This is a genomic window from Roseateles chitinivorans (genome assembly GCF_050632145.1).
In the GTDB taxonomy this organism is placed as follows: domain Bacteria; phylum Pseudomonadota; class Gammaproteobacteria; order Burkholderiales; family Burkholderiaceae_C; genus Roseateles; species Roseateles chitinivorans_B.
This window is the reverse complement of record NZ_CP192577.1, coordinates 3,914,370-3,927,197: the sequence shown is the minus strand read 5'-3', so window position 1 is coordinate 3,927,197 and position 12,828 is coordinate 3,914,370. Positions and strand designations below refer to the sequence as shown.

General features: G+C 67.6%; 9 protein-coding genes and 1 pseudogene. 2 read left to right on the top strand and 8 right to left on the bottom strand.

The window, feature by feature from the left end; all coding sequences use genetic code 11:
- The first annotated feature begins 91 nt into the window (after positions 1–91).
- Both ACQ86G_RS18095 and ACQ86G_RS18090 read left to right on the top strand, forming a co-directional pair.
- On the top strand, positions 92–1,741 hold the full coding sequence (locus tag ACQ86G_RS18095; protein WP_431256616.1) for a hypothetical protein: 1,650 nt from the start codon (positions 92–94) through the stop codon (positions 1,739–1,741).
- A gap of 169 nt (positions 1,742–1,910) precedes the next feature.
- Positions 1,911–3,992: a hypothetical protein gene (locus ACQ86G_RS18090; protein ID WP_431256615.1), complete on the top strand. Its 2,082-nt coding sequence runs from the start codon at positions 1,911–1,913 to the stop codon at positions 3,990–3,992.
- 250 nt (positions 3,993–4,242) lie between these two features.
- Here ACQ86G_RS18090 and phoR read toward each other — a convergent pair whose 3' ends face one another.
- From phoR to glmM, 8 genes and pseudogenes are all read right to left on the bottom strand, one after another.
- On the bottom strand, positions 4,243–5,622 hold the full coding sequence (gene phoR / locus ACQ86G_RS18085) for a phosphate regulon sensor histidine kinase PhoR (RefSeq protein ID WP_431256614.1): 1,380 nt from the start codon (positions 5,620–5,622) through the stop codon (positions 4,243–4,245).
- Positions 5,623–5,632: 10 nt separating this feature from the next.
- Entirely contained in the window at positions 5,633–6,334 is a 702-nt protein-coding gene (gene phoB, locus ACQ86G_RS18080; protein ID WP_091733626.1) for a phosphate regulon transcriptional regulator PhoB, read from the bottom strand.
- Positions 6,335–6,411: 77 nt separating this feature from the next.
- Entirely contained in the window at positions 6,412–7,119 is a 708-nt protein-coding gene (gene phoU, locus ACQ86G_RS18075; RefSeq protein ID WP_088406637.1) for a phosphate signaling complex protein PhoU, read from the bottom strand.
- A gap of 19 nt (positions 7,120–7,138) precedes the next feature.
- Positions 7,139–7,924, bottom strand: a complete 786-nt coding sequence (gene pstB / locus ACQ86G_RS18070; RefSeq protein ID WP_067270340.1) for a phosphate ABC transporter ATP-binding protein PstB — start codon at positions 7,922–7,924, stop codon at positions 7,139–7,141.
- Between the two features lie 73 nt (positions 7,925–7,997).
- Positions 7,998–8,858, bottom strand: a complete 861-nt coding sequence (pstA, locus tag ACQ86G_RS18065) for a phosphate ABC transporter permease PstA (RefSeq protein WP_431256613.1) — start codon at positions 8,856–8,858, stop codon at positions 7,998–8,000.
- Positions 8,855–9,868 (bottom strand): phosphate ABC transporter permease PstC, encoded by a 1,014-nt coding sequence (gene pstC / locus ACQ86G_RS18060; RefSeq protein WP_431261442.1) that lies wholly within the window; start codon positions 9,866–9,868, stop codon positions 8,855–8,857. The genes pstA and pstC overlap by 4 nt, the downstream gene beginning before the upstream one ends.
- Positions 9,869–10,037: 169 nt before the next feature.
- Positions 10,038–11,071 (bottom strand): annotated as a pseudogene (gene pstS / locus ACQ86G_RS18055) (phosphate ABC transporter substrate-binding protein PstS).
- A gap of 377 nt (positions 11,072–11,448) precedes the next feature.
- Positions 11,449–12,786 carry a phosphoglucosamine mutase gene (gene glmM, locus ACQ86G_RS18050; protein ID WP_431256612.1) on the bottom strand — a complete coding sequence of 446 codons (1,338 nt, stop codon included), beginning with the start codon at positions 12,784–12,786 and terminating at the stop codon, positions 11,449–11,451.
- Between the last annotated feature and the right edge of the window lie 42 nt (positions 12,787–12,828).

Sequence of the window (12,828 nt, the reverse complement as noted above, 5' to 3'; positions counted from 1 at the left end):
TACCGTGCCCTGTCAGGAGACTCATCCTGAGCCCGCCCAAGCTGCGGCATGATGCGCACCGGCATCCACAACGACAACGAGACAGACGCGCATGAATCTGCCCACCCCGGCCGTCGTGGCCGAGCGCAGTACACACCCGATCCCGCGCTGGGCCCTCCTGCTGCTGTGCGCGGCCTACGTGCTGCCCGGCCTGTTCGGCCGCGACCCGTGGCGCAATGCCGACCTGACCGCCTTCGGCTTCATCGCCAGCATCGCGCAAGGCCACGCCCCCTGGCTGCAGCCCGCGATCGCCGGCCTGCCCGCCGACGGCGGACTGCTGCCGTACTGGGTCGGGGCGCTCGGCATCAAGCTGCTCCCCTTCCTCGATCCCGCCGTCGCGGCGCGGATCCCGTTCGGACTGATGCTGGCCGCGGTGCTGGCGCTGGCGTGGTACAGCTGCCTGCACTTCGCGCGCACCGAAGCCGCACAGCCGGTGGCCTTCGCCTTCGGCGGCGAAGCCCATGCGGTCGACTACGCCCGCGCGATGGCCGACGGCTGCCTGCTCGCGCTGATCGCCAGCCTGGGGCTGCTGCGCCTGGGCCATGAGATCACGCCGGAGATCCTCCAGCTGCTCGGCATCACGCTGTTCGTCTACAGCCTCGCGGCGCTGCCTTTCCGCGCCTGGAAGGCGCGCACGGCGATGCTCGTGGCGCTGCCGGTGCTCGCCACCAGCGGCGCGCCCGCCGTCGCGCTGGCGCTGGCCGTCGGCGCGTTGTGGCTCTGCTTCCGGTCGACCTACGAGGACGCCCGCAAGTTCCTGCCCTGGATCCTGGCCGCGATGGCCCTGGCCGCGCTGGTCGCCTGGCCGATGCATGGCTGGGCCTGGCGCGTGAAGGCCAGCGAACGCAGCGTGCTCGACTGGTTGCGGCTGCTGGGCTGGTTCTGCTGGCCTGCGTGGCCGCTCGCCGCCTGGTCGCTGTGGCGCTGGCGCTCGCACCTGATGCGCCGACACCTGTCGGTGCCGCTGCTGGCGTCCCTGGTGCCTTTGCTGACCAGCCTGCTGATGGGTGCCGACGATCGCGCCATGCTGCTCGCGCTGCCGCCGCTGGCGGTGCTGGCGAGCTTCGCGCTGCCCACCTTCCAGCGCAGCGCGAGCGCCCTGCTCGACTGGTTCTCGGTCTTCTTCTTCACCGTCGGCGCGATCTTCCTGTGGCTGTACTACATGGCGCTGCAGATCGGCTGGCCGGCGAAGCTGCTGGCCAACGTCCGCAAGCTGGCACAAGGCTACGAGCCGCAGTTCAGCCTGCTGACCTTCGTCGTGGCGGTGCTGGGCACGCTGGCCTGGCTGTGGCTGGTGCGCTGGCGCACCGCGCGCCATCGTCACGCGCTCTGGAAGAGCCTCGCGCTGCCGGCCGGCGGCGTGGCCCTGGCCTGGCTGCTGGCGATGACGCTGGGACTGCACACGCTGAACTACGCACGCAGCAACATGCCGCTGATCGAGCGCATTGCCGCGCACCTGCCGGCGGACGTCGACTGCATCGCCGCACCGGGCGTGCCGACACACGCCTTGGCGGCGTTCGAGTTCCAGGGCCACTGGAAGGTCGACGCGACGCAAGGCCTGGACCGCACGACCTGCCCCGTCGCGATCACGGTGCAGGCCGAAAGCACCCCGATGCCGCCCAGCGGCTGGCGCGTGCTGGGCGTGGTCCGCCGCCCGACGGACCGCTTCGGCACCTACCTGGTCATGCAGAAGGATCAATGATCCGCAGGCGTCCGGGCAACTCACCTTGAGATGGTGGCGATGCTGGGCCGGTGGGCGTGGCGGGGGTTCGGGCGATACGCTCCTCTCTTCAAACCGATCCAGGGCCCCCTTACACTCCGGCGCCAGACAAGAACAGCATCGTCGGCTGCGGCCGATCAGGGAGTGAGGAATGGCTCTGTCGATCAGCGCCGCGCCGACGGCGTGGGGAGTTGGGACGCCCGGCACCGGACCGCGCGACGCCGCTCCGCAACGAACATGGACCTGGGCGTGGGCCGTCGCCGGCGCGCTGGCCTTGGCCGGCTGCGGCGGAGGTGGGGGTGGAGGCGCCGAGAGCATGCCCCCGCCCCCGGTCGGCAGCAGCTCGATGATTCCCGCGGCGCCGACGCCCGGCGCCGTGCTGTTCGCCGATGCCGCCACGCTGCGACCGCTCACGCCCGGCGCGGTCTGGCGATACCGCGGCACCGCCAGCGGCGTGCCCGGCCAGACCACGACGACCTATTCGACGGACACCTCGATCACCTCGGCTGCCGGCGGCGCCCTGACCGAATCCGGTACCAATGCCGCCAATGACGGCGCCGCCTCGCATCCGATCACGCTCGAAGGCGGCAGCATCGTCGTGACGGAGCAATTCGATTTCACCGGCAAGGGCCCGGGCGAGACCGTCAAGCTCACGCAGCTGCGCTCGCCGGTGCGGGCGGACGACCAGTGGACCATCCTCGAGCGGCGCTTCACCGACACCGCCGTCGACGCCGACCAAGACGGCAAGCCCGATGCACTCGACGTCGCGATCTATGCGCGCGTGATCGGAACGGAGACGCTCACGCTGCCGCGCCTGGCGCCGCTGCAAGCGGTGCGCGTCGACACGCGCGTGCTGGTGCGCGCGGTGCTCAGCAGCACCGGCAAGCTCTCCGACGTGCAGACGCTGGAGATCCAGGACTGGTACGCGCCGGGCATCGGCCTCGTGCAGGAACGCACCCGCGAGCCGGTCGGCGTGGGCACGCAGGAGATGCTGGAGACGCTGGTGGGCTACGACCTCGGCGACTTCGGCGACGGGCTCGCGTTCAGCCGAATCGCGCAGGTCCCGGCGTCCTCGCCGGCGATGGGCGGCAGCGCGCTGCCGGATGCGGCGCTGATCCTCGGCGCTCGCGAGTTCGACGGCTCCGTCCTGCTGCTCCAGCGGACCAGTTCGTTCCTCAGCGAATCCGATCTTCTCGCGTCGACGATCGACCGGCGCGGTCAGGTGGTGCGCACCTTGCGCCACGCGTTCAGCCCGGCTACCTACGTGCCGCCGATGTTCCATGCGAATGGCGCGGTCCTCGCGGGGCCGCCGGCCAACGGTCTGCAATTCCAGGTGCAGCTGACGAGTCTCTCCGCCACCGGCGAGTTGTCCGCGACGAGGCCCGTCATCGATCTGGCCGCGACGAGCACGCGGCCCGCCGCGTTCCTGCGCTCCGCCCCGCTGGCGGGCGCGACGGACGGCCGCACGGTCTGGCTGACCTGGTTGCGCACGGCACCCGGTATCACGATGGCCAACGAACTGGTGCTGCGCGGCTTCGATTTGTCCGGGGCGCCGGCCACGCCTGAAGCGGTGATCACGACGGAGAACAGCTCAGGTCTTCAGGTGCTGCTGTCCGGTGGGAAGTTGCTGGTCACGTGGGCGGAGGGCACACCAGGGTCCTACGCGCAGAAGCTGGCGGTGCTGGATCCATCGACGCTGGGCGGCTCGTCCGGCACGATCGCGACCGGCCTGGCCAACGCGGTGGAAACCTATCAGCCCGAGCGCCTGTTCTTCAGCCAGCCCAGCGGCAGCACGCTGGTGTGGGTCCGTCCGCTGGTCGCGGGCGCGGCGCTGCCGGGGGTCGGGATGCTGCGTTTCTCAGACAGCTTCCAGCCGCTGGCCGGCGGCACGGGTGCGATCGACACGGAGCTTGCACCCGGCTTGTCGGTCACGTCGGGGATGAACCAGCTCGTGGGGCGCGGCCAGCGTCTGTATCACCTGGAACCGACGTGGAAGCCGATGTGGCTGGATCAGACGTCGCTCCCAACGACGCAGCTGAAGCTGTCCTGGCTGGAAAGCGGCAGCGTGCCGATGACGCAGGCCCCGGTGCGCTCCCTGGAGGTGCTGCCTGACCGTCAGGACTCGATGCAGCTGCTGGTGCCGCTGTCTGATCGCGTGCTCGGCTTCAACGGCTCGCCGAACCTGCGCACGACGGTGATCTGGTTGCCGAAGGACGCGAGGCAGCAGCCATGATGCGACCTGCCCGACGCAGACGCTGACCCGAGGCCCAGCCCCTCCGATTGAACATCGATGAATTCCTCGGTCCCAGACCGTGCGAGTCCTGGGTGGTTCGGGGGCGGCGATGCGTGGGGTTCGGACGCTTGCCGTCCGGGCCCCATGCATCGGCGGCCAAGCGCGCCGACCTCCCGAACGACAGCAAGCTCAGAAAGCGGAATGGCTCCTTACTGGAGCCATTCTTTCGAGTAAGACCCACAAGCAAGCCTCAGAGCTCTTCTCGCCCTGCCAGCAAGGCCGGGGCCGCTTCATCGCCCATGGCCGTCGCATCGACCAGCCGTACCCGCGCTGCCGGGAACAGCAGCCTGAACCTGGAGCCCTTCCCGGGTTCGCTCTCGATGCGCAGTTCGCCGCCATGGCGCTGCACGACGTGCTTGACGATGGACAGTCCCAGGCCGGTGCCGCCGGTGTCGCGCGAGCGGCTGCCGTCGACGCGATAGAAGCGCTCCGTGAGTCGCGGCAGGTGTTCCCGCGCGATGCCCGGTCCGTTGTCGATCACCGAGATCTCCCCGCCGTTGTCCGGCAGCCAGCGCCATTGGAGTTCGATGCGTCCGCCTTCCGGCGTGTAGCGCACCGCGTTGCTCACCAGGTTGGCGATCGAACTGAGGATCTCCGTCTCGACACCGGCGAGTTCAACGCCCGTATGACGTTCGCAGACGAGTTCGTGACGCCCGTTCGACAGCGCCTGCGCGTCCGCGCCGATGCGTTGCAGCAGCGGATCCAGCGAGAGCCAGTGATCCGCGCCCGGCCGCGGGCTGCCTTCAAGCTGCGCCAGCGTCAGCAAGTCGCCGACCAGGGTCTGCATCCGCGTCGTCTGCTGCTGCATCAGGTGCAGGACCCGCTTGCGCTCGGCCTCGGTCAGCTGCAGGCTGGCCATCGTCTCGATGAAGCCCGCCAGCACCGTCAGCGGCGTGCGGATTTCGTGCGAGACGTTGGCGACGAAGTCGCGCCGCATCGACTCGTTGCGCTCGCGGTCGGTGACGTCCAGCGACAGCACCAGCTTGCGAGACTCCCCGCCGACACCGTAATCGCGCACCAGCACCTGCAAGGTCGACTTGGCGCGGGTGTTGGTCAAGGTCAGCGGCTGCTGGAAGTTGCCGTTCTGAAGGTAGGACACGAAAGCCGGATAACGGACCAGGTTGGTGATGCGCTGCAGCTTGTCGCGTTGCGGGTCCAGCGAGAAATGATCGCCGGCCACGACGTTGCACCACTGGATGTGATCCTGCCCGTCGAGCAGGATCACGCCGTTGGGCGAGGCTTCGATCGCCAGCAGGAACTGCTCGAGCTGCTGGCGTTCGCGCTCATAGCGGCGCTCGCGGTCCCGGAGGCCACGCTCGACGCGGTAGGCCATCTCGCCCCACAGGCCGCCGACGCGCGGCGCGTCGTCGTTCTGCTCGCCGCGCAGCCAGGTCACGAGCCGGTGCGCCCGGGCCGCGTCCCAGACCGCCATCAGGATGACGGCCGCCGCCGCGGCCAGCGCCGCAGCCAGATGCGGCATCCCCGTCCACTCGCCCAGCCAGTACCCCAGGCCGCCCGCCACACCGGTGCCCAGCACCAGCATCAGGACGCGAGACAACATCCATGCCATGGATGCGTCCTCAGGCCGACAGGGCGCTGCTCTGCTGGGTCAGCCGGTAGCCGGCGCCACGGACCGTTTCGATCATGCGCGCGCAACTGACCTTCTCGAGCGCCTCGCGCAGGCGCTTGACGTGGACGTCGACGGTGCGCTCCTCGATGAACACGTGGTCGCCCCAGACGCGGTCCAGCAACTGCGAGCGGCTGTGCACGCGCTCCGGGTGCGTCATGAAGAAGTGCAGCAGGCGGAACTCGGTCGGGCCGAGCTTGACCTCGACGCCCTCGCGGCTGACGCGGCGCGTCCCCGGGTCGAGCACGAGTCCGCCGACCTCGACGGCCGTGTCCAGCGCCTCGGGCGCCTTGCGGCGCAGCACCGCGCGGATGCGGGCCAGCAGCTCGTTCGTCGAGAACGGCTTGGTCAGGTAGTCGTCCGCGCCGGCGTCCAGACCGGACACCTTGTCCACCTCTTCCGCGCGCGCCGTCAGCAGGATGATGGGCAGCTCGCGGGTGCGCGTGGCACCGCGCCATTGGCGCGCCAGCGCCAGACCCGTCTGCCCCGGCAGCATCCAGTCGAGCACGACCAGATCGGGCAGCACGCGGTCCACTTCCAGCTGCGCCTGTTCGGCATTGCCGGCCAGCGTGACCTCGTAACCGGCGTGACGCAGGTTGATGGAGATCAGCTCGGCGATGGCGGATTCGTCCTCGACGACCAGGATGCGACTCATGCGGGGTAACTCCTCTTATTGGGTCCCGCCGGGACGCCCGTGGCGGGCGGGCCGGACGGGTGATCGCTCGTCGGTGCTCAGCGCACCATGTTCTCGACGGCGTCCGGCGAGTTGTGGCGGACGTCGGTGCCCTTGACCACGTAGATGATGACTTCGGCGAGATTCTTGGCGTGGTCGCCGACGCGCTCGATCGCCTTGGCGACGAACACGAGATCGATCGACGACGAGATGGTGCGCGGGTCTTCCATCATGTAGGTGATGAGCTTGCGCATCAGGCCGTCGAATTCCTTGTCGATCTGGTCGTCGGCCTTCAGCACTTCCAGCGCGCGATCCACGTCCAGGCGCGCGAACGCATCCAGCGCCTTGCGCAGCTGCGCCGTGGCCAGTTCGGCCTCGTACGACAGGTCCGACATCGGCAGGCGCAGGCGGCTCGACACGCCGGTGTTGATCAGGCGCTGCACGGTGCGGGCGATGCGCGCGGCCTCGTCGCCGACGCGCTCGAGGTTGGCGATCGTCTTGGACACGGCGATCAGCAGGCGCAGGTCGCGCGCGGTCGGCTGGCGGCGGGCGATGATCGTCGACAGGTCGCGATCGATCTCGATCTCCATCGTGTTGACGATCTCTTCCTGCTTGAGCACGTGGCTGGCGATGTCGCCGCTGAAGGTGCCCAGCGCCTCGACGGCCTGCGCCACCTGCGATTCCACGAGGCCGCCCATCTCCAGCACGCGCGTGGAGATGCCGCTCAGCTCGGCGTCGAATTGGGTAGACAGATGCTTGTCGGTCATGGTGTTCTCTCCCTGTTGATCAGCCGAAGCGTCCGGTGATGTAGTCCTCGGTGTCCTTGCGCTTGGGCTTCATGAAGAGCTCCGCGGTCGGTCCGAATTCGATCAGGTCGCCCAGGTACATGTAGGCCGTGTAGTCCGAGCAGCGCGCGGCCTGCTGCATGTTGTGGGTCACGATCGCGACGGTGTAGTCGTGCTTGAGCTCGTGGATGAGCTCCTCGATCTTGCCGGTCGAGATCGGGTCCAGCGCCGAGCACGGTTCGTCCAGCAGCAGGACTTCCGGCTTGATGGCGATGCCGCGCGCGATGCACAGGCGCTGCTGCTGGCCGCCCGACAGGCCCGAGCCGCTCTGGTTGAGCTTGTCCTTGACCTCGTTCCACAGCGCCGCCTTCTTCAGCGCCCATTCGACGCGCTCGTCCATCTCGACGCGCGACAGCGTCTCGAACAGGCGCACGCCGAAGGCGATGTTGTCGTAGATCGACATCGGGAACGGCGTCGGCTTCTGGAACACCATGCCGACCTTGGCGCGGATCAGCGAGACGTCTTCCTTGCTGGTGAGGATGTCCTCGCCGTCCAGCAGGATCTGGCCTTCGGCGCGCTGTTCCGGATACAGCTGGAACATGCGGTTCAGCGTGCGCAGCAGCGTGGACTTGCCGCAACCCGACGGACCGATGAACGCGGTCACCTTGTTCTCGGGGATGTCGAGGTTGATGTTCTTCAGCGCGTGGAAGCTGCCGTAGTAGAAGTTCAGGTTCTTCACCGAGAGCTTCGCCTTCTCGGTCACCGGCATGTCGACTTTGACGTCCATGTTGTTTCTCGATTCGTTGGATTCGTGGATCGTGAGTCGCCAGGGCCCTCAGGCCCCGGCACGGCTCAACCGGTCAATGCTTTTCCTTGAACAGCACACGCGCCAGGATGTTCAGCACCAGCACGCCGATCGTGATGATGAAGACACCAGCCCAGGCCAGCTTCTGCCAGTTCTCGTAGGGACTCATCGCGAACTTGAAGATGGTCACCGGCAGGCTGGCCATCGGGCTGCCCAGCGAGCTGGTCCAGAACTGGTTGGACAGCGCGGTGAACAGCAGCGGCGCGGTTTCGCCCGAGATGCGGGCCAGGGCCAGCAGCACGCCGGTGATCACGCCCGCGCGGGCCGACTTCAGCGTGACGGTCATGATGACCTTCCACTTCGGCGTACCCAGCGCGTAGGCGGCCTCGCGCAGCGCGTTGGGGATCAGGCTCAGCATGTTCTCGGTCGTGCGGATCACCACCGGGATCACGATCAGCGCCAGTGCCAGGATGCCGGCCAGCGCCGAGAACGACTTCATCCGCGTCACGACGACCGTGTAGATGAACAGGCCGACCACGATGGACGGCGCCGACAGCAGGATGTCGTTGATGAAGCGCACCACGGCACCGAGCCAGGTCTTCTGGCCGTACTCGGCCAGGTAGACGCCGGCCAGCACGCCGATCGGCGTGCCGATGCAGGTTGCCAGGCCCACCATCACCAGCGAGCCGTAGATCGCATTGGCCAGGCCGCCGTCCTCGGACATCGGCGCGGGCGTCATCTGCGTGAAGGTGGCGATCGTCAGGCCGCCGATGCCCTGGATCAGGGTCTCCAGCAGGATCCAGATCAGCCAGACCAGGCCGAAGCCCATCGCGGCGAGCGAGAGGGACAGCGCGATCGTGTTGATGCGGCGGCGCTTCTTGTACATCGCCAGGCGCTTGGCGTCGGTGGCGCTCATGTGCGGGCTCCCTCGTTCTTCTTCAGCTTGTTGAGCAGGACCTTGGAGAACGCCAGCACCACGAAGGTGATGAAGAACAGGACCAGGCCCAGGTAGATCAGCGAGGCCTGGTGCAGGCCCGCGCCGGCTTCGGCGAACTCGTTGGCCAGCGCCGAGGTGATGCTGTTGGCGGCTTCGAACACCGACAGCGAATTCAGCTGGTTCATGTTGCCGATCACGAAGGTGACGGCCATGGTCTCGCCCAGCGCGCGACCCAGCCCGAGCATGATGCCGCCGACGACGCCGGTCTTGGTGTAAGGCAGCACGACCTTCCAGACCACTTCCCAGGTCGTGGAGCCCAGGCCGTAGGCCGATTCCTTGAGCATCGCGGGCGTGACCGAAAACACGTCGCGCATCACCGAGGCGATGAACGGGATGATCATGATGGCCAGGATGATGCCGGCCGACAGGATGCCGATACCCACCGGCGGGCCGGACACCAGCGCGCCCAGGTAAGGGATGCCGCCGAACAGCGACTGCAGCGGCTGCTGCACGTAGGTGGCCAGGATGGGACCGAACACCAGCAGACCCCACATGCCATAGACGATGGACGGGACCGCAGCCAGCAGTTCGATGGCGATGCCCAGCGGGCGGCGCAGCCAGCCCGGCGAGAGTTCGGTCAGGAACAGCGCGATGCCGAAGCTCACCGGCACGGCGATCAGCAGCGCGATGAACGAGGTCATCAGCGTGCCGTAGATCATCACGAGGCCGCCGAACTGTTCCTTGGTCGGATCCCATTCCGCGGTGATCAGGAAGTTCAGGCCGAACTGCTTGATCGCGGGCGCGGCGCCGATCAGCAGCGAGCCGATGATGCCGGCCAGCAGCGCCAGCGTCAGCCAGGCCGCACCATGCGTCAGCAGCGAGAACACCGCGTCGGCCCACGGCGCGACGCGACGTCGCGGCGTCGGGCTGCCACCGGGCTTGACGCGCTCCTCGCCGCGCTCTCGGTCAAGGGAATTGGCTGGAAGTATTGCGGCCACGGGGCCTCCGCTGGAGTGTTTGAATTCCTGGCGCGCCGCCCGCCTCCTCCGGCCGGTCCGACGCGTCCGTCACGACGTCTCGTTCGAGATCTTGTCGAGGTCCTGCGCGAAAGCCCGGTGTCCTCGAGGAGAGCACCGGGCCGTCGTCGTCAGGCCTTGATCACTTGAAGCTGACCGCCTTGCCCGAACCGTCCTTGACGCTGGCGGTCCATTGCTTGCGGACCAGGTCCTTGACGCTGGCGGGCAGCGGCACGTAGTCCAGGTCGTCCGCCATCTTGTCGCCCTGGGTGTAGGCCCAGTCGAAGAACTTCAGGGCGGCGGCGGCCTGGGCCGGCTTGTCCTGGGCGACGTGCATCAGGATGAAGGTGGCGCCGGTGATGGGCCAGCTGTCCTTGCCGGCCTGCTCGGTCAGCACCTGGTAGAACGACTGGTCCCACTTGGCGCCGGCGGCGGCGGCCTTGAAGGCATCGTCGCTCGGGCTGACGAAGGCGCCGCTGGCGTTCTTCATCAGCACGTAGGTCATCTTGTTCTGCTTGGCGTAGGCGTATTCGACGTAGCCGATCGAGTTCGGCAGACGCGTGACGAAGGCCGACACGCCTTCGTTGCCCTTGCCGCCCGCGCCGGTGGGCCAGTTCACGGCCGTGCCTTCACCGACCTTGTCCTTCCACTCGGCATTGACCTTGGACAGGTAGTTCGTGAACAGGAAGCTGGTGCCCGAACCGTCGGCGCGGCGGACCACGGCGATGGCGGCGTCCGGCAGCGCGACGCCCGAGTTCAGGGCCGCGATGGCGGGGTCATTCCACTTGGTGACCTTGCCCAGGTAGATGTCGGCCAGGACCTTGCCGTCCAGCTTCAGCTGGCCGGGATTGATGCCCTTGACGTTGATCACCGGCACGACGCCGCCGATCACGGTCGGGAACTGGACCAGGCCGTCCTTGGCCAGTTGGTCGTCCTTCAGGGGGCGTCGGACGCGCCGAAGTCGACGGTCTTGGCCTGGATCTGCTTGATGCCGGCGCCGGAACCGACCGACTGATAGTTGATGCGGACACCGGTGGCCTTGTTGTAGGCGTCGGCCCACTTGGCGTACACGGGGGCCGGGAACGAAGCACCCGCACCGGTCACTTCTTGAGCATGGGCCGCGGAGAACATCGCGGCGCACGCGGCGAACAGCAGGCCAGCACGCAGTTGATTCATGATCATTCAGTCCTATCGCTTGGGTTGGTTGGCGAACGGAGCGGATGCTATGACCTGAATGTGACACATCCGTGACGCCGGCCAGGAACCGGAAAAATGTCGTTACGTACAGCGCCCAGAGGAGAAACGGGCCTGCGATGGGCATCGATCGACCATTGTCATATTCGATTCACCCCGTTGTCATCTTCGATCTCTAGCCTTCAGGACGTGCGGGAATACCCTCTCGACCCTTGTGACGACGCCACGGCGTACATGATGAGGCGAAAGAGTCACCCGCCCAGCTCCCGAAGAGTCGCGCTCAAGGCGACCTGACCAATGCAAATTGGGCCGCGGACGCTCCCGCGTCGGCGGCCCTTCTTTTCGGGAGACCTGGGTGATCAGCCGCCGCGGATCGCGTCCGCGAGCCGTTCGGCGCAGCGCTGCGCCAGATCGGCATCACTGGCTTCGACCATGACCCGCAGCAGCGGTTCGGTGCCCGATTTGCGGATCAGCACGCGTCCCCGGTCGCCGAGCTCGGCCGTGACCTCGGCTTCGACACGGGCAAGCGCCGGGTTGCTCTTCCAGTCCTGATGGTCGGCCTGCAGGCGGACGTTGATCAGCGTCTGCGGGAACAGCGTGACGCCGTCGAGCAGATCCGCCAGGCGGCGACCGCTACGGCAGACCGCCTCCAGCACCAGCAGGCTGCTGACGATGCCATCGCCGGTGGTATGACGGTCCAGCGACAGCAGGTGGCCGGAGCCCTCCCCGCCCAGCTGCCAGCCCCGGGCAGCCAGCTCCTCGAGCACATAACGATCGCCGACCTTGGCGCGGACGAACTCGACATCCCGCTGACGCAGCGCCAGTTCGACCGCCATGTTCGTCATCAGCGTGCCGACCGCGCCAGGGACGCGTTCCCCGCGGGCGAGCCGGTCCGCGACCATCACGTAGAGCAACTCGTCACCGTTGTACAGACGGCCTTCGCCATCGACCATCTGCAGGCGGTCGGCATCCCCGTCGAGCGCGATGCCGTAGTCGGCCTGGTGCTCCTTGACGGCCGCCACCAGCGCCTGCGGTGCGGTGGCACCGACCTTGTCGTTGATGTTGTAGCCGTCGGGCTTGTTGCCGATGGTGATGATCTCGGCACCCAGTTCATGGAACACCGACGGCGCCACCTGGTAGGCGGCGCCATGAGCCGCGTCGATCACGAGCTTCATGCCGCGCAGGCTGAGGTCGGTACTGAAGCTGGCCTTGCAGAACTCGATGTAGCGGCCCTGCGCATCGTCCAGGCGCCGGGCACGCCCCAGGCTGGCGGAATCCACCCAGACCGGGGGCTCGTCCAGCACGGCCTCGACGTCCAGCTCCCAGGCATCGGGCAGCTTCTCGCCCTTGGACGAGAAGAACTTGATGCCGTTGTCGGCGAACGGGTTGTGCGATGCCGAGATCACCACGCCCAGGTGCTGGCGCAGCGCCCGCGTGAGGTAGGCGACGCCCGGCGTCGGCAGCGGCCCTGTCAGCAGCACGTTGACGCCGGCGGATGCGAAGCCGGCCTCCAGTGCGGACTCCAGCATGTAGCCGGAGATGCGGGTGTCCTTGCCGATCAGCACGCTGGGCTTGGCGTAGCTGCGCTTGAGCACGCGCCCGACGGCGTGTCCCAGCCTCAACATGAAGTCTGGCGTGATGGGGGTACGACCCACGGTTCCGCGAATTCCGTCGGTTCCGAAATACTTCCGGCTCATTGAGGCGATCTCCTGCGACTTCTGGATCTTGAATCCGCGGAT